Genomic DNA, 17,983 nt, shown 5'->3' with positions numbered 1-17,983 from the left:
ATAAATTTTTGGGGGGATCGGTATTAGTTCCGTCCCGGGCCGGGTCCATCTCCGGGTCTTGATTGCGCTTTCATTGCCGTTACCTGGTGAATGATCTGGTCAAATTTATTTTGTTGCTCGGGCGTACACAGTTCCCTTATTTTTTGAAAATGAGTAAATGTTACGCTGTCAAGTGCTTCCGTGTTAACACTCACGGCTTTTAAAGCAGCTGTTTTTGCACTGTCGCTTAGGTTGTATACTTTCAGCAGATCAAATAGCGCTTCTTTACTTGCTCTGATATTTCTTCTCAGTGGCGGAACTTGCTCTTTGTGCCGGGCAACTAATAATTCCAGTTGTTCCTGTTGTTTGATATCAAATTTTAATTCTTTAATAAGAAACTCAGTGGGGGTTGCTTTGGAAGCAGGTAATTGCGTATTCCTGTTCATCCAGAAAAGCACAATACTTGTTACATTTCCAATTAATAACAATACCACCAGCCAGGTTAATATTTTATTTTTTATTGCCGTATTCATATTTTATTATTTCAATAAGAGGGTGACACCACCAGGTCATATGATTCTGCAAATTTTTGCAAAGAAGATTTCTCCGCAGCATTAATTTTTTGATTGCTGAACTGCCTGGACAACATGAATCCATTCACAATCAGTAATAAACAGAGTGTACATATTACCAAAGCCGGTTTAAAAGGAAGTCCCCAGTTTGGCGTGGGTAGTCGTGTGTTCATCCTGGCTTTTAACCGGGTATAAAAAAAATCACCGGTTCCTGTTTGCTGCAAACCCTCAATGCTTTCCAGGTATTCATCCACTAATGGGGTTACTTTATTTTTCATATTACTAATATTGTGTGTTGGCATTATGTTCCAATACTTTTTGCAAATTAATTTTAGCCCTGTTGACCAATGATTCAATGGCTTTTGTATTTTGTTGCATAATGGCACCGGCTTCGTTATAACTCATGCCCTGTACTTTTATCAATGTAAATGCCAGTCTTTGTTTTTCAGGCAATGTTGCAATAGCTTTAAATAAAATGGCCGCTTTCTCTTTTCGTTCAAGTGATATTCCCGGGTGCAGAAAGTTTGCCTCACTGCTTTTTTTCTCTTCCGGCATCCACCAGGGCATAATAGCATGCAGTCGTTGTCTTACTTTTTGTTTTCTTATTTTCCCCAGCCCTTTATGTACTGCAATACGGTTTATCCATGTTGCCAGGGAAGACTCCATTCTGAATGTACCTATTGATTCAAAAACGCCGATAAAGGTTTCCTGTGTACTGTCTTCAGCTTCTTCTGCATTCTGCAACAGGTTCAGTAAAGTATAATACACTCCGTTGCGGTAGTTATCTACCAGCCAACGGAAAGCAGGCTCGTAACCTTGCTTTAATTGCTGTATCAATTCCTGTTCGTCCAATAGTTATGCTATATAGATGCTGCTCAAAAAAAAATCCTTCGCAATGGGGCTATTTTTTTAAATATTTATTTCATTAATTACAACATAAAAGGCAGGCGGAAGTTGCCCGGTTAAATTGACGTCTTGTAACGACGGTGACATAGCGAAGTATGAGAGAGCCGAAATTGTTGCAGCATTTTATACAATGATGCTGCTTGCATTAAACAATATGCAAAATTTAAAAAAAATGCCTTGAAGAGTGATGGCAGCGCTTCTGTTGCAGCAGTAGCAGGGATGGTTACTACTAAATACTGGATTCCCTGAAATGAAAAGTGCAATCAAAAATGATATTCTTTTCAGTGTCGTCCTTCTTATGCTTAAGCTTTTGTAAAAGAAATTCCACTGCAGCCGCACCCATTTGTGTTGCCGGATGAATAATTGATGATAGAGGAGGGGCCAGCAAAGCCGCAGTAGGCGAATTGAAAAAGCTGATGATTTTTAAATTTCCGGGGATAGCGATTTTTAATTCATTGCATAAGCGGTACAATAACAAGGTATAGCGTTCCACCGTAGAAAAAATGCCATCAGGCTTTATTTGTACAAGTGCATTTTTTATCTTTTCTTCCGCTTCTTTTTCATTGCTGCAAAATAAAATATTTTCCTTTTTTACAGGTAAGCCATTATTTTTTAGTGCTTCGGTATAACCGGCAAGCCTTGCACTGGTTACAGAAATCTGATCGGTAATTCCGATAAATGCAATGTTGGAGCAACCTTTTTTAACCAGGTGCTCAGTAGCTTTCAATCCGCTCTCATAATCGTTGCAGGTAATTGCTGGTATGCCTTCCTTTGTGATCACCCTGTCAAAAAAAACAACCGGTATAAAATTGCTGAGATTTTCGATATGCGAAAAGTCTTTGTCAATGCTGCCGGCTACTGATATAAGAACGCCATCCACTCTTCCATTATATAATTCATTGATGATCTCCACTTCCCTGTCATGATTTTCATGTGTCTGGTAGATCAGTACATGAAATTTATTGCGGTTGGCTATTTCTTCAATAGCGTTAAGGGCAAGTGTAAAAAAATGATTGGAGATCTCGGGTATTATAACGGCAATCGTTTTGGTTGAGCCACGCTTTAAGCTGGTGGCCTGCGGATTACGATGAAAATTAATTTCTTTTACAAATTCGTTGACCTTATTCCTGGTTGTTTTGCTGATTTGGTGACTGTTGTTCAAAGCCCTCGAAACGGTAGAGGGGGAAACGCCTAATTTTTTCGCAATCTCAATTATTGTCATAGTGAACAAAAATAAAGATAAAAACTAAAAATAACGTAGTGAATAGCATACTGCAATTTATTCAGATACCGGAATGTAAAAGATAAGCAGTATCCTTTACTTTTCCGGGGCAACAGCTGGTACTTTGTGGTGGAAAACAGAGAAGCGTTTTTCAGCCACTATTTTATTGGCAGCTCTTTACTCAGCTCAAATAATGGCTGTTGAATGGCAGAGCCAAAACTGTACTGTAATTCGCTGAAAGTAGCATTATGCTCAATTTTATCGGCTGCTTTTTGTTTCGTATCAGCCATAAAGCAAATATCATCCGGGTATAAATTATTTAGTGTACTTGTTACAGATAGATATTTGAATAAAGTATGGTGTTGCTGCGGCGCCGGATATTCCATAAATCCATAAGGGTAAAAATTGCAGGGGCAAAATCCCCTGCTACAGTTGTATTTATTACTGCAGTTACATCATTGAATTGCTCTTTACTGATGTTTTGGAAAATTATTTTCAGTTTTCTTCTTCATCATGTGTTATTGTATAACCTGGCTTGTGCCAGCCGGTAAAGCATGATAAGGCTTTAGTGATCTGTGGTGATGACTGATGGCCTGAAGCCCTTTACAACAAGGTAGATGCCCAGTGAAAATTCAAATAGCGCAACTAATAATGCAGCTAACCCTGCTAACGGTTCATGCTGCCCGATGCTACCGGATAGCACGGCGAAGTAACCTGCGAGTAAAGGGAATGCTCCAATAATACCAACCAGGGAAAGTACCCTGGGTACTAACTTCGACTGGTAAAGCAGTAAGCCCAGCAGCAGGTCGTTTAAAGCAGGCATAAAGCTTTGCCCAAGCAGGAAGATACGGTCGTATAAAGTTACAAGCGCATGGCCCGTTGCTATAGTACCGGTACCTTCCTGCCGCAAAGCTACTATTGATACAATAAAGGCTACACCTGCAAACATGGTGCTGGCTTCAAGTATGCGGCAGGCAACAAGCCCCAGCGCAAGGCCCTCGCTTTGCTTTTTAAGTACCGGGTAAAGTATAATGGCAGTGCCCATGCCGGCGAGTGCCACAATGATCTCCAGCAGTCCTCCGGTAACGGCCGCAGTGTCTGGTCCGAAACCGGTAATGTAATTTGTTTCGTGTATTGGGCGGTACAGTATAAGCGTGGGAATGGAAACAAACGTAAGCAGGTATAGTATGCCTGCAACCAGCGAAGTTTTTCGCAATGCACTCATCGGAACTTTTGCTGCTGATACCGCTGCAGCAATTGCTGTATTTTGCTTGGTAGTCATTTTTTATTTTTTAAAATTGATCTGCTTTTTTTGCACGCTGATAAACGGCACTGCTGTAAAGGACAATAGTATTTTTTTAATTTCTTCCCGATAGATTCTTTTTCCAGGGTTTAGAAAAATGTACGCTCACCATTACAGCCCTGTTATAGATTTCCTTTTTGTAAGTGATATTGGTTAAGCCATAATTGTACCTGATGTCCAGCGCAATCCTTCTTTGTTTAACCGGAAACGCAACACCACCGCCTGCCTGCACACCGGCATCAAAGCGTTTAAAGCCTTCAGCTGAATTGGTAAAGGAGAGTTTGGTTGATACTTCCTCCAGCTTCCTGGTTCCGCTAATGTTATAGGCAATGGATGGTCCTGCATTTAAATAGAATTTTCCAAAATGAAAACGGGCCAGCACCGGTAATTCTATTGTGTTTAAGTGAATAACTGACTCATTGGAGGTTAAAGGATTACCGGTGTTTAACTTTCCCCCCTTTCTTATAAAATATAATTCAGGCACAATTGAAAACCCCGGCGTAATACCAGCCTGGAAGGAAGCGCCGGCCTGTATGCCGTTATTCGATTTTTTATAATCAGTGAGGGTACTGTTTGCGCCGCCATAGTTTATGTTGGTACTTACCACATTAACCATCAGGTCCAGGTAAGTTGCTGCAGTTTTTTTATCATCGCCTGATTTTTTTAATGCTGCGGTTTGAGTCTGGCTAATTGCTGTTGCCGACAGGAATATCATACCTGTGATAACCCCGGTTTGTACTACTTTTTTCATAATTCTTTTTTTTTAATTTTTCGTTTTGATTAATTAAAGCAAAAGTATATGACTGAGTGTGGGCCTGCAATTCAGCTATGCAAAGGAGGGGAGTACGTCTTCCAAAAGCAGTTTTTAATCTTCCAAATTTCAGCAGGATTATGCCCTGCTGTTAATGAGTTGAAGAAAAGCTTCTTTATAAGTGTCTGATACAGGAATTAACTGGTCTGCAATTTTTATCCTGCTGCGTTCTATCGATTCTATTTTGTTAATGGCAATCATGTACGACTTGTGTACGCGGCATACGAGGTGAGCAGGTAACAGCTGTTCAAGTTCGTTAAAACTCTGCAGGGTCATGATCTTTTTATTGGAAGTATGAATGCGCAGATAATCTCTCATACCTTCTATGTACAGGATATCGCTGATCATGATTTTTTCAAGGCGGTTTTCAGTTTTTACAAAAATAAAATCCAGTTGTTTTTCTGTCATCCGCTGATTCAGATTTTCCTGCGCTTTATTTACGGCTTGTAAAAAGCGATTAAAAGTAAATGGCTTTAGCAGGTAGTCGGTAACATGCAATTCGTAACCCTTTAAAGCATATTCCTGGTACGCAGTAGTTATAATTACCTGGCTGGTTATTTTAGAACTCTCCAGTAATTCAATGCCTGATAATTCATCCATATTGATGTCTAAAAAAAGAACATCTACTTTGTTGTTGTTCAAATAGGTTAGCCCGTTCAGTGCATTGTCGAAAGTAGCACTCAGGTTTAAAAACGGGACCTTGTTTACAAAATCCTTTGTTTTTTCAAGTGCCAGGGGTTCGTCTTCTATTATGATGCAGGTATATTTATCCATTGCTGATTGTTAAGTGAACGCTGTACAGTTCGTTGTTTTTGTTTATTTCTAAAAGCTGTTTATCCGCATAAATAAGCTGCAGTCTTTTTTGGATCAGTTCGTTACCCAGTCCGCTGTTTAATGACTGGATCTTGGGCTTTGCATCAAATTTATTTTCACACACCATTTTTATTTTCGTATCAGTGATAAGAATAGTAACGGTGATGGCATTTTCAAGTTTTTTATTGGTGGTATGCTTAAAGGCATTTTCAATAAATGGGATAAAGATCATGGGGGCAATAGATTTATTGCCAACATTGCCCGATACGGTAAAATGTATATAATTTATGTTGGCGGTTCTTATTTTTTGCAAAGCAATGTATTTTTCTATGTACTCAATTTCCTGCGAAAGCAATATTTTTTCAGCCATTGTTTCGTACAGCATAAACCGCATAATATCCGACAATTTATTCAAATAGTCAGATGCTTCAACGGCATCCTTTATAATCAGTGAATCGATATTGTTAATGGTGTTAAACAAAAGGTGCGGATCAATTTTTGATTTTACAAGGGCCATTTCCATTTCATGATTCTTTTCTTTTAAGGCCTCTTTCAATTTTTTTTCGTTGAACCAGTTAATGAACCCTTGTATGATCAAAGCCACAGTTCCTGTAACCATTCCAATTAGCGTCATCGCCACTATCACAGTGATAGCAGTAGAACGGCCATGTTTACCGCCATCATCCATATCTGCCATATAACCCGATTCTATTGAATACCTGATGAGGATATAGCCTGCCGTTGCAGCCGCAGCAGAAATAGCAATGCCATGAATGACAGACAGGAATACTCTTTTATGCTGCAGGTACCTGGGAAACAAAATAAAATAATATGCCCAGTACGAAGTAAGCGATGGAATAAAAGCAAACAGGAAAAGATTTTTCAAAGCATTTAAAATTCTGGGAGCCTGGCTGCCTGCACCGGCACTGCTTCTATAGTAAACACCCAGCATGATGGCTATCAACCCGAAGTAACAAACCCAAAAGCCGGTATGCAATAATAAAATAAATGATTTTCTCATACTCCAAAATGTCTCACCTGTGGCATGAAGGTCCTTTATTATTGTGGTATTGGAGCAAATGATATGCAAACAGGCCTTATTTGTCTTCAAAATGAACTGCCGGCTGCCTTTATTGCTTTTCCTGATCGTTGTACAAGCTAGTATTTCTTAGTCATATTTCCCTGTTATCGTAACTGCCTTTTCAATAAGGGCGTCTGTTCTGTTACATATATCCTCACGCAAGCAACCAATACACAAAATATAATTACAAGCAAGGGATTCTTTTTTTAAATTCAAAGTAAGCCTGCGGTTACAGTACGGCAGAAAATAATATACCAACAGGCCGGGTTTGTCTGCGAATGGGGAGTTATCGAAGGTAGTTTGAAGCCTGAAACATTTGTATAAACCTGCTCAATTCGTCTTCCCGTTCCTGTAACCAGAATAATGTCATCACTGCTTTTTGCGGCAGGAATTTCAAGTCAACCAATTTTATATTCATATTGGTGCCACGAACAGAAGAGATAGGTTCAATGGAAATGCCGAGGCCTGCCTCCACAAGGCGCAGTACGCCTGCAGCATGTGCAGATTCGTGTGCTACTTTTGGCTTAAAGCCGTAGCTCTGGCATACCTGTAAAATGGTTTCTACATAACCTGTCCCTGTTGAAAGTTGCGGCAGAATGAAAGTTTCATTTTTTAGAATAGAAAGATCTGTTATTCTTTTTTTTGACAAAGGATGGTTGCCCGGCAATAGCAATACAAAATTTTCTTTGTATAAAATTTTGGAATTCATTTCGGGTGGTAGCATGATATTGGGCGCAATTCCAAGATCTGTTTTTCTTGCCTGCACCATTTCTATTTGCCTGAAGTTGGAGGCTTCCTGCACAATGGTTTTAAGCAGGGGCCAGGTATGTTTAACCTTTACTAAAAAAGCAGGCACTACAGTGTTCATGGCAGAACTTGAATGCGCCACTTTTATTTCGCCCGCTTCGCCGGTATGCAATTGAGCGGTACGTGTAATTGTTTTATCCAGGTCCTGTATAATTCTGCCAGCTTCTTTCTGGAAAAAGATGCCCGCAGCAGTTAAAGAAACGGTCCGGTTATTCCTGTTAAATAATAAAGCCTGTATTTCATTCTCTAATAATTGTATTTGCCTGCTTAAAGCCGGTTGTACAATATTGATCTGCTCAGCAGCTTTTCTGAAATTAAGCGTATCGCATAAAACAAGGAAGTTTTTGATTTGCTGAATATCCATTGTGATCAGAATAAGTTATCAATTAATCAAAACTAAGCATTTTCTGGTATCAGAAAAACAATGTTGCTTTGCACTTTCAGAAACTAATTTTTCCATCGATGGCATTAACAAAATCACAAAGCCCGGCCCTATTGCTTATAGATATTCAAAAGGGATTTGATAATATTGAATATTGGGGAGGGCAAAGAAATAACCCGGATGCAGCAACAAAGGCCTGTGAATTACTGCACTGCTGGAGAATGCATCATTTACCCGTGTTCCATATACAACATTGCTCCTCCAATCCATTATCTCCGCTTCATGAAAGCCATACCGGCAATGCATTTAATGATCTGGTTATGCCCGTTGAAGGGGAAGCAATCATAAAGAAAAATGTCAACAGTGCATTTATCGGCACTGATCTGCAGGCCCGGTTAGCGCAGGCAAAAATTACCACGCTTGTAATTGCCGGGTTAACTACCGATCACTGTGTGTCCACTACGGTGAGAATGGCTGGTAATCTGGGCTTTGAAACTTTTTTGGTAGCTGATGCAACAGCTACGTTTAATAAAAAGGGAATTGATGGCACCAATTATCCTGCAGCATTGATCCATGAAACGGCACTTGCAAGTTTAAACAAAGAGTTTGCAACTGTGGTGACTACCAATTTTATAAAACAAAATATCTGATCTTGTCAACAAATATTTATGCACGAAACAAAACAAAAAATGCTGCTGGCCGAGCAAAAGGCAAAAGCATTATTTAATACCGTGGAGGCACGGGGATTAATTATTCCGGGAAAATCTGAATCGCAACTGGTGGAAGAAATTGTGCAAATTGCCCAAACAGAATTCGGGATAACAAACTACTGGCATAAAAAAATTGTACGTTCAGGTGTTAATACACTGCAACCTTTTAATGGTAATCCGCCTGACAGGATCATAGAAGCCGATGACATCGTGGTATTGGATTTCGGCCCCGTTTTTCAGGGCTATGAAGCCGACCTGGGAAGAACTTATGTTATAGGAAGTGATCCTTTGAAACTAAAAATAAAAAGAGATGTTGAAGCTGCATGGTATGAAGCGAAAGACTGGTATGCTCATCAAAGCAGTCTTACCGGCGCTGAATTTTTCAATTATATAACCAGTCTTACTCAACGGTATGGCTACGAATTCGGCAATGCAATAGCCGGGCATTTGGTAGGCCCCTTTCCTCATGAACAACCCGATGATCCGGAAGATCTCTGTTTTGATATTCATCCGGATAACCACAGCAGTATTTTGCTTACAGATAAAAACGGCAATAGCAGGCACTGGATCTTAGAGATACAATTTGCAGACAGGGTAAATAATATTGGTGGTTTCTTTGAGCAACTGCTGGAGCAGGTGTAATGCAGGCAAACCAGTATTGTGTATAAGAATGGCAACATCCTGATCCGGGTTTTCATAAACTGCTCCTTAATATTTTGTTCTCCCGGCATTATTCCTTTCCAAATGATGGATAGGGTACAATATGTATCAGCTTATCTAATATTTTTGTGATGAGTAATTTAGAAGGCAGGTTGCGCAGCAAAGCACGGGCTTCCCTGGAATTATTAAAATGAAATGCCGCTGCTGATTTGTTGGTGCCAATTTTTACGGTGATACCAAAAGGCCTTACTACTTTAAACATATCTTCATCAGTAACATCATCGCCAATGGCCATAATAAAATTATAGTTGCCATTGGTAATACAGGCCAATGCAGCTTTTCCTTTATTGATCTCACTGCTTTTTATTTCAATCACTTTATTGCCCTGCAGCATGTGCAGGGGCTGGTCGGCTATCAGGTAACGGATATTACCCATCAGCTCGTTGGCCCGCAATTCGCCAATGCCGCCTTCTACACCACGGTAATGCCAGGCCAGTGAATGTGATTTTTCTTCTACAAATGATCCGGGCGCCCTGTCCGAATACACTTTTAAAATCGGTAACAATTGTTTTTTCCAGTCCACATTAAACTGTATGGTTTCCTGCCAGTTGCCACCGGCTTTCTTTAACCATACACCATGCTCTGCCACCATATCAACGGCCATTTTTCCAAACCATTCTTCCATAGTGGTATGTTGCCTTCCGCTGATGATCACTACTTTGTTGCCTTCATCATTTACAAGGTCCTGCAGAATATCAAGTAATTCCTTATCCGGAGAAACAGCATTAATATCGGTATCAAAATTTACCAGCGTACCATCATAATCCAGTAGCAATAATCTTCTTTTAGCCCTTACATAACGATTACGGATATACTGGACGGTAAAAAAACTCAGGTATCTGGATACTTCAACCTGCCTGGGCTTTTCCAATTCATTCAACCTGCGCATAAAAGTCTCTACCCAATGCTGCACATTGTACTTGCTTACCAGTTCCTGCATTTGTTTCATCCTGCGCTGTTGTTCTGTTGCAGGCATATTTAATGCCGCCAGCATAGCATGGCTGATCTCTACAATATTGTTGGGGTTTACAATTATGCTGTCGATCAATTCTTTTGCAGCACCAGCCATTTCGCTCAAAATCAAAACACCATCATGCGATACACGGCTGGCCACAAATTCCTTGCATACCAGGTTCATACCGTCACGCATGGGTGTTACCAGGCATACATCAGCAAACTGGTATAATGCAGAAAGCATTTCCACCGGGTAGGAGCGATAAAAATAATTGATCGGCGTCCAGGTATTGGTCCGGTGCCGTGCATTGATATTACCTGCCAGTTTATCAATCTCGTTTCTTAACTCTTTATACATAGCCACCGTATCTCTGGATGGTACAACGATCATGTATAAAGAAACTTTTTCTCTCCAGTCGGGCCGGTTCTCCAATAACAGGTCAAATGCCTGGAGGCGTTGCAAGATACCTTTGCTGTAATCCAGCCTGTCGATGGTAAGTATAAGCCTTACATCGGCAAAACTGTTTTTTAAATGTTCAATATGCTGCAACACTTCTTTATCATTGGTAAGGCCGATAAATTTTTTATCATCAATGCCCATGGGAAAAGATTCCACTACTACTTTCCGGTCATTGTACAACACCGTGTTCAGCGAAGATTTTACCGAAAGAATATGATTGCTGGCGCCGAGAAAATGACGGGCATCATCATAAGTATGAAAGCCAATAAGATCGGCACCCAATAAACCTTCCAGCAATTCTGTACGCCAGGGTAATAACCTGAACAGTTCAAAAGAAGGAAAAGGAATATGCTGAAAAAATCCAATGCTGGCAAATGGTTGTGCCGCACGTATCATTTTGGGTAACAGCAGTAAATGATAATCATGTATCCAAACCACATCACCCGGCTGATAAATTTTCAGGAAGGCATCACAGAATTTTTTATTCACTACATTATAGTATTCCCAATAAGAATTTTCGTAACGGGCATAGGTGGGCATGTAATGAAATACCGGCCATAAGATCTCATTGGAAAAACCTTCGTAATACTGGTTGATCTCTTCGTTGGTTAAATAAACGGGATGCAGGTTAATGGCGCCCAGTTTTTTATCGATCTCTTTTTTCTGCTGCTCATCGTCAACAAATAAACCGGGCCAACCCAGCCACACACTGTTACCATTTTTATAAATCGATCCAAGCCCTGTTGCAAGCCCGCCTTCGCTGGGTTGAAAACTATAATTGCCCTCTTTAACTGCAATTTTAACCGGTAACCTGTTGGAGATAATAATTGTTTTTCCCATAAAGTGCTTTTCTATAGTAGGGTTGTACTTCCATAGTCAAACATTATACCACAAAGCAAAATGCTAAGGATTGTGTAACCATACAGCTCATAACTGTTAGTTTTTCTATTGCCGATAGCTTTATCTTTAACAACAAATTTTGTAAATTAAAAAACGATTAAAATTGCTATAGAATGAAAATCGGATTATTTGGCATTGGCCTTGATACTTATTGGCCACAGTTTGCAGGTTTAAAAGAGCGCCTGGAAAATTATTTGCAACAGGTAGAAAATAAATTGGCAGCCATTAATCCCGGTGTTATAAATGCAGGTTTGGTTGATACAACTGATAAAGCATTCGCTGCAGGAAAACTATTCAAGACCGGGGATGTTGATATCATTTTTTTATACGTTACCACTTACGCTTTATCATCAACCGTATTGCCGGTTGTGCAAAGGGCAAAAGTACCTGTTATCATTCTTAACCTGGCACCCGGAGCTGCCATTGATTACACTTCGTTCAATGGTATGGCCGATCGTACAAAAATGACCGGAGAGTGGCTGGCATATTGTTCTGCATGTCCTGTTCCTGAAATAGCCAATGTGTTCAACCGAACAGGAATAAAATTTCACCAGGTAACCGGCATGCTGCATAACGATGATGAATGCTGGAATGAAATTACGGAATGGGTACAAGCTGCAAAAGTAATGCATACGATGGCGTACAACCGCATGGGTTGCATGGGGCACTACTACAGCGGTATGTTAGATATTTATACTGACCTGACCAGGCAATATGCTTATTTCGGCGGGCATATTGAATTGTTGGAAGTAGAAGAGTTAGTAGCGCATCGCAAAACAGTTACTGCAGCAGAAATACAAGACCGTATAAAATTATTGCACGGGAAATTTGATGTACAACCCGATTGTTCCGAAAAGGAATTAGAGAATGCAGCAATCACTTCTGTTGCATTGGATAAATTAGTAGCACAACATCAACTTGGCTCAATGGCCTACTATTATAAAGGCTCCGGCAACGAAGAAAATGAAAATGCTATTGCATCAATCATTATTGGTAATTCTTTATTAACTGCCAACGGTATTCCTGTTGCAGGTGAATATGAAATAAAAAATGCGCAGGCCATGAAGATCATGGATAGCTTTGGTGCCGGTGGATCTTTTACAGAATATTATGCAATGGATTTTGCTGCTGATGTTGTGTTGATGGGCCATGATGGCCCGGGGCATATTGCCATTGCAGAAGGTAAAACAAAAGTACGTCCGTTGGGAGTGTACCATGGAAAAGTAGGTAGTGGTTTATCTGTTGAGATGTCGGTGAAGAATGGCCCCGTAACTTTATTATCAGTTGTTGAAACGGCTGACGGCAAACTAATGTTGCAGGTTGCCGAAGGTGAATCTGTAGCCGGCCCGATATTACAAATTGGTAATACCAACAGCAGGTATAAATTTTCTATCGGCGCAAAAAAATTCACCAACGATTGGAATAGTCACGGCCCTGCACATCATTGCGCTGTGGGTATTGGCCATATCAGTTCTAAAATTGAAAAATTGGGAGCCTTGTTAAATATGCAGGTTGTAAAAATTTGTTAGTTAATGGCCCGCGGATATCGCTGATGCCGATGATTTTTTCTGCGCATGCTGCGGGCCAAATAAAAATTGTATGATTAAAAAAAACATTGCAGGTATCATCATTTTATTATTTTTTGGATCATCTCTGTATGCACAATCCAAAACATGGGTTGCAGATAATGGCGATGGCACGTATAAAAATCCCATCATCAATGCCGATTACAGCGATCCGGATGCTATAAGAGTGGGTGATGATTATTATCTCATCAGCAGCAGCTTCAATCAAAGTCCGGGTTTACCCATTTTGCACAGCAAAGACCTGGTCAACTGGTCAATCATCGGCCATGCCTTACAGCAACAACCACCCATTGAACATTTCAGTAAAGTACAACATGGCAATGGCGTGTGGGCGCCCTCTATACGTTATCACAACAATGAATTTTATATTTACTATCCCGATCCTGATTTTGGTATCTATCTCACCAAAGCAAAAAATATTACAGGCCCATGGACAGCACCTGTATTGGTACAGGCCGGAAAAGGGTTGATTGATCCTTGTCCGCTTTGGGATGACAACGGCAAAAATTATTTAGTGCATGCATTGGCCGGCAGCAGGGCAGGATTTAAATCGGTTATTATAATGAAGGAATTGAATGCCGCAGGAGATAAAGTGATTGGTGATGCGGTATTGATTTACGACGGACATGAGCTGGATGCAACTATCGAGGGACCTAAAATTTACAAGCGCAATAATTACTATTACATTTTTGCACCGGCTGGTGGTGTAAGTACCGGTTGGCAAACTATTTTGCGCAGTAAAAATATTTATGGCCCTTACGAAAGAAAAGTGGTGCTGGAACAAGGCACTACAACCACCAATGGTCCACACCAGGGCGCATGGGTACAAACACAAACGGGAGAGGATTGGTTCATTCATTTCCAGGATAAAGATGCTTATGGAAGAGTAGTGCATTTGGAACCAATGAAATGGCTGAATGACTGGCCGGCAATGGGAGTAGATAACAATAATAACGGTATCGGGGAGCCGGTGATGGTATTTAAAAAACCCAATGTAGGCAAAAAATTCCCAGTCACTACACCAAATGAATCAGATGAATTTAATGATAATAAAATGGGCCTGCAATGGCAATGGCATGCCAATACAAAATTAAACTGGGCCTATTGCTATACTTTAAAAGGTGTGCTGCGATTGAATAGTGTACTTAGACCTGATACAGCAAAAAGTTTGTGGGATATTCCCAATATACTCACCCAAAAATTTCCTGCAGAGGAATTTACGGCTACTGCAAAATTTTTATTTACGCCCAAAACAAATGGTGAAAAATTTGGCCTGGTAGTTTTAGGAATGAGCTATGCTGATATTGCCGTAACCAAAAAAGCAGACGGACTTTATTTAAGTTATGCCAAATGTATTGACGCCGAACATGGCAAACCCGAAACAGAAACGGAGCTTACAAAAATTCCATCCGGAGATTTATATTTTCAAGTAAAAGTTACCAAAAATGCTGTGTGCACTTTTAGTTACAGCAGCGATGGAAAAATATTTACTGCTGTACCTGAAACATTTAAAGCCACGCCCGGCAAATGGATCGGCGCTACCATGGGTTTCTTCTGTACAAGAACGCAGGTGATCAATGATGCAGGCTTTGCAGAAGTCGATTGGTTTAGGGTAGAGAAATAGAACCTGGATGCAGCGCAAAAAAATAGCTCTATGTTATTAGCAATCGATGTTTATTATAAAGAACAAACTGCAAAAGCTGTAGGTGTATTATTCAATTGGGAAAGTGATGTGCCCGGGCAAATAATTATTGAAAACATTAATGGCATAGAAGAATATATACCCGGGGAATTTTACAAAAGAGAATTACCATGCATACTCAAGATTTTAGAGCAAATACGATTAGATAATATAGAAGCAATAATTATTGACGGTTATATTTATGTTGATAACAATGGAACAATGGGATTAGGTGGAATCTTGTACAACACAATAAACCAGTCAGTGCCCGTAATCGGCGTGGCCAAAACTTCTTTTTTTAAGAATAAAGAAACCGTTGCAGAATTATTGAGAGGCGAAAGTAAAAATCCGCTATACATTTCATCTATTGGTTACCCAATTAAAGATGCAGTGGAAAGAATAAAAAATATGAAAGGAGAATTCCGGATACCCGCTATTTTAAAAGAATTAGACAGGATCACTAAAGAATAATACGGTATATTTTGCTGCGCTCTCTGCCTCACTACGTGCCGCTACTTACCCTTTTCCACAAACTCCTTCCTGTACATCGATGGTGTAATTTGTTTGATCTGCTTAAACTGTTTACTGAAATGTGCCCAGCTGTTATACCCACTCTCATAACAACAATCCATTACGGGCTTATTGGTGGTTGTTAATAATTTGCAGGCATGGCTCACCCGCAGATCCTGCAAAAAATTAAAGTACGTCTTCTTGATATTCTTTTTAAAAAAACGGCAGAAGGTAGGAATGCTCATTTCTGCAATGGCAGCTACTTGTTCTAAGGTGATGGGTTCTAAATAATGTTTGAAAGAATAATCAATGATCTTTTCAATGGCGGGATTAATATTATTATCAGGAGAAGAAAAATCCTGGGTCAAACGGATATAGTTATTGGAAGTACTCATTTTCTGCAATGCCTGCAGCAACAAATTAATTCTGTCAAAACCTTTTGCGGTTTCCATACTCAATAATAAAACGGTCACTTCTTTTTTTAATTTATTGGATAATTGTATCGCATCATTTTTATTCAGAAAAGTAAATACATGTTTTATCTCGGGCAATAAAAAAAAGCTTTCACCAAAAACATCTTTTTTAAAATGTGCCACTACCGCATCACCGATCATTTTATGGTGCCGTTTACGAAAGGAGTGTGGAATATCGCTGGCAATAAAATAAATATCTCCGGTTTTATACTCACCCACAAAATCACCGATCATGGCCGTGCCCTGCCCTTCGGTAATCACTATCAGTTCACACTCCTCGTGCTTATGCCAGCTGGTTTCAAAATCCGGTGTACGGTAATGCCGGCAGGCAAAGGAATATTGTTCTTCTACATGTATCTTCTGAATTAATGTTCTCATAATCTTATATTGTTCCCGCAGATTTCGCTAATCACGCAGCAAATACAGTTTTAATCTGCGACATCAGCGCTATCTGCGGGCCATAAAAGCCGCTATATTATCATTTTTAAGCCATTAAATTACTATAATTTGATAAGATAGCATATTTTATTTCTAAAATAGCAGTTGTATAAACAGCTAATTAGGTACAAATTTGATGTTCAAAAACGGTTGTGAACTGTAGTTTAAAATTGCTGTATGCTTTTATTAGGAATTGACCTGGGAACATCGTCTGTTAAAGTAGCTGTAATTGATGCTGGCAATGGTAGCATCCTTGCATCAGTACAATACCCCGAAATTGAAACGGCTGTAATTGCCCCGCAACCTGGCTGGGCAGAACAATCTCCCGAAGAGTGGTGGAAAAATGTGCAACAGGCAATTTTAAAAGCGCATGCACAAAACAAATACAATCCTGCAGATATTAAATCTATCGGCATCAGTTACCAGATGCATGGATTGGTTTTGGTTGATAAAGACCAAAACGTTTTACGCAACAGCATCATCTGGTGCGATAGCCGTGCAGTGGAAATTGGTAACAAAGCATTTGATGCTATCGGCCATGAAAAATGTTTATCGCATTTATTAAATTCTCCGGGCAATTTTACCGCATCTAAACTGGCATGGGTAAAACAAAATGAACCGGAAGTATACAATCGTATTGATAAAATTATGTTGCCCGGCGATTTTATTGCCATGAAATTAACCGGTACCGTCACTACTTCTATCTCCGCTTTATCCGAAGGTATCTTCTGGGATTTTCAGCAACAGCAATTGTCTGATGATGTATTTAATTATTATGGTTTTGATAAATCGGTAATACCGGCTGTTAAAGATGTATTTACAGTTCACGGTACTATAAAAAATGATATGGCGCAGGCGCTTTCATTAAATAATGCAGTAACGGTAACTTATAAGGCAGGCGATCAGCCCAACAATGCGTTATCATTAAATGTACTGGAGCCCGGCGAAGTAGCGGCCACTGCAGGTACTTCGGGTGTTATTTATGGAGTGATAGATGAACTGGCTTATGATAAAAAATCAAGGGTCAACACTTTTGCGCATGTTAATCATACCGCAGCACAAAAAAGATTAGGTGTTTTGTTGTGCATCAATGGTACAGGCATTTTAAACCGCTGGGTTAAAAACATTACCGGCAACAGCCTTAGTTACGAACAAATGAATGCTGCCGCAGCAGCAGTTGAACCGGGCAGCAATGGCCTGGTGATACTGCCATTCGGCAATGGTGCAGAACGTATATTTGAAAACAAAATTCTCAACAGCGATATTCAGAACATCGATTTTAATATTCATACCACAGGGCATCTGGTAAGAGCAGCACAGGAAGGAATTGCATTTGCCTTTCGTTATGGTTTGGATATTATGAAATCAAATGGCATTCAACCCAAAGTGATACGGGCAGGTAAAGCCAATATGTTTTTAAGCGATGTATTTACTGAAAGCTTTGTAAATGCCATCAACGTTCCTGTGGAATTGTACAATTGCGATGGCAGTGTGGGTGCTGCAACAGGCGCAGGTATTGGCGCAGGTATTTATGCCTCTGCAAAAGAAGCCTTCCGGGCATTTAAACCGGTAAAACTGGTTGAGCCGGCAAAAGAAAAATTATACGACGGATTATACAACAGATGGAAACAGGGATTGGAAAAAACATTGTCGTGAGTGGCGTGTCGTCAGTCGG

The 17,983-nt window shown here is 40.0% G+C and carries 18 protein-coding genes; 6 read left to right on the top strand and 12 right to left on the bottom strand.

The window, feature by feature from the left end:
- Window positions 1–23: 23 nt before the first annotated feature.
- From ACYVM0_RS07960 to ACYVM0_RS07915, 10 genes are all read right to left on the bottom strand, one after another.
- The gene (locus ACYVM0_RS07960) at window positions 24–512 is read right to left on the bottom strand and encodes a Spy/CpxP family protein refolding chaperone (protein ID WP_460555074.1); all 489 of its coding nucleotides are present in this window, start codon (window positions 510–512) and stop codon (window positions 24–26) included.
- 11 nt (window positions 513–523) lie between these two features.
- Window positions 524–829, bottom strand: a complete 306-nt coding sequence (locus ACYVM0_RS07955; RefSeq protein ID WP_460555071.1) for a hypothetical protein — start codon at window positions 827–829, stop codon at window positions 524–526.
- 4 nt (window positions 830–833) lie between these two features.
- Window positions 834–1,403, bottom strand: coding sequence for an RNA polymerase sigma factor (locus ACYVM0_RS07950; protein WP_460555068.1), 570 nt, complete (start codon window positions 1,401–1,403; stop codon window positions 834–836).
- A 283-nt stretch (window positions 1,404–1,686) separates the two neighbouring features.
- Window positions 1,687–2,679 (bottom strand): LacI family DNA-binding transcriptional regulator, encoded by a 993-nt coding sequence (locus ACYVM0_RS07945; RefSeq protein ID WP_460555065.1) that lies wholly within the window; start codon window positions 2,677–2,679, stop codon window positions 1,687–1,689.
- 158 nt (window positions 2,680–2,837) lie between these two features.
- On the bottom strand, window positions 2,838–2,969 hold the full coding sequence (locus ACYVM0_RS07940; RefSeq protein ID WP_460555062.1) for a hypothetical protein: 132 nt from the start codon (window positions 2,967–2,969) through the stop codon (window positions 2,838–2,840).
- A 275-nt stretch (window positions 2,970–3,244) separates the two neighbouring features.
- Window positions 3,245–3,961 (bottom strand): DUF4386 domain-containing protein, encoded by a 717-nt coding sequence (locus tag ACYVM0_RS07935; protein WP_460555059.1) that lies wholly within the window; start codon window positions 3,959–3,961, stop codon window positions 3,245–3,247.
- A gap of 76 nt (window positions 3,962–4,037) precedes the next feature.
- A complete protein-coding gene (locus tag ACYVM0_RS07930; protein WP_460555056.1) occupies window positions 4,038–4,733 on the bottom strand; it encodes a porin family protein in 696 nt (231 codons plus the stop codon).
- A 138-nt stretch (window positions 4,734–4,871) separates the two neighbouring features.
- Window positions 4,872–5,567, bottom strand: coding sequence for a LytR/AlgR family response regulator transcription factor (locus tag ACYVM0_RS07925; protein WP_460555053.1), 696 nt, complete (start codon window positions 5,565–5,567; stop codon window positions 4,872–4,874).
- Window positions 5,560–6,627, bottom strand: coding sequence for a sensor histidine kinase (locus ACYVM0_RS07920; protein ID WP_460555050.1), 1,068 nt, complete (start codon window positions 6,625–6,627; stop codon window positions 5,560–5,562). Before ACYVM0_RS07920 ends, ACYVM0_RS07925 begins: the two co-directional genes overlap by 8 nt.
- A gap of 346 nt (window positions 6,628–6,973) precedes the next feature.
- Window positions 6,974–7,858, bottom strand: a complete 885-nt coding sequence (locus tag ACYVM0_RS07915; RefSeq protein WP_460555047.1) for a LysR family transcriptional regulator — start codon at window positions 7,856–7,858, stop codon at window positions 6,974–6,976.
- Between the two features lie 98 nt (window positions 7,859–7,956).
- Between ACYVM0_RS07915 and ACYVM0_RS07910 the strand changes: the two genes are divergently transcribed.
- Window positions 7,957–8,526 (top strand): cysteine hydrolase family protein, encoded by a 570-nt coding sequence (locus ACYVM0_RS07910; protein WP_460555044.1) that lies wholly within the window; start codon window positions 7,957–7,959, stop codon window positions 8,524–8,526.
- An 18-nt stretch (window positions 8,527–8,544) separates the two neighbouring features.
- Window positions 8,545–9,228 carry a M24 family metallopeptidase gene (locus ACYVM0_RS07905; RefSeq protein WP_460555041.1) on the top strand — a complete coding sequence of 228 codons (684 nt, stop codon included), beginning with the start codon at window positions 8,545–8,547 and terminating at the stop codon, window positions 9,226–9,228.
- 88 nt (window positions 9,229–9,316) lie between these two features.
- Here ACYVM0_RS07905 and ACYVM0_RS07900 read toward each other — a convergent pair whose 3' ends face one another.
- Complete coding sequence (locus ACYVM0_RS07900) at window positions 9,317–11,560, bottom strand: bifunctional alpha,alpha-trehalose-phosphate synthase (UDP-forming)/trehalose-phosphatase (RefSeq protein WP_460555039.1); 2,244 nt, start codon at window positions 11,558–11,560, stop codon at window positions 9,317–9,319.
- Window positions 11,561–11,733: 173 nt separating this feature from the next.
- On the opposite strand from ACYVM0_RS07900, the gene ACYVM0_RS07895 reads away from it, so the two are divergent.
- The 3 genes from ACYVM0_RS07895 (at window position 11,734) to ACYVM0_RS07885 (ending at window position 15,358) form a co-directional block, all read left to right on the top strand.
- Entirely contained in the window at window positions 11,734–13,149 is a 1,416-nt protein-coding gene (locus ACYVM0_RS07895) for an arabinose isomerase (protein WP_460555036.1), read from the top strand.
- Window positions 13,150–13,219: 70 nt separating this feature from the next.
- Window positions 13,220–14,830 carry a glycoside hydrolase family 43 protein gene (locus tag ACYVM0_RS07890; RefSeq protein ID WP_460555033.1) on the top strand — a complete coding sequence of 537 codons (1,611 nt, stop codon included), beginning with the start codon at window positions 13,220–13,222 and terminating at the stop codon, window positions 14,828–14,830.
- 3 nt (window positions 14,831–14,833) lie between these two features.
- Window positions 14,834–15,358 (top strand): endonuclease V, encoded by a 525-nt coding sequence (locus tag ACYVM0_RS07885; protein ID WP_460556305.1) that lies wholly within the window; start codon window positions 14,834–14,836, stop codon window positions 15,356–15,358.
- A gap of 41 nt (window positions 15,359–15,399) precedes the next feature.
- On the opposite strand, the gene ACYVM0_RS07880 is transcribed toward ACYVM0_RS07885, so the two are convergent.
- Entirely contained in the window at window positions 15,400–16,248 is an 849-nt protein-coding gene (locus ACYVM0_RS07880; RefSeq protein WP_460555030.1) for an AraC family transcriptional regulator, read from the bottom strand.
- Window positions 16,249–16,485: 237 nt separating this feature from the next.
- Here ACYVM0_RS07880 and ACYVM0_RS07875 point away from each other — a divergent pair, with 237 nt between their 5' ends.
- On the top strand, window positions 16,486–17,964 hold the full coding sequence (locus tag ACYVM0_RS07875; RefSeq protein ID WP_460555027.1) for a xylulokinase: 1,479 nt from the start codon (window positions 16,486–16,488) through the stop codon (window positions 17,962–17,964).
- Window positions 17,965–17,983: the final 19 nt, after the last annotated feature.

Source organism: Ferruginibacter profundus (genome assembly GCF_054783275.1).
This window is presented reverse-complemented; position numbering and strand designations above follow the sequence as displayed.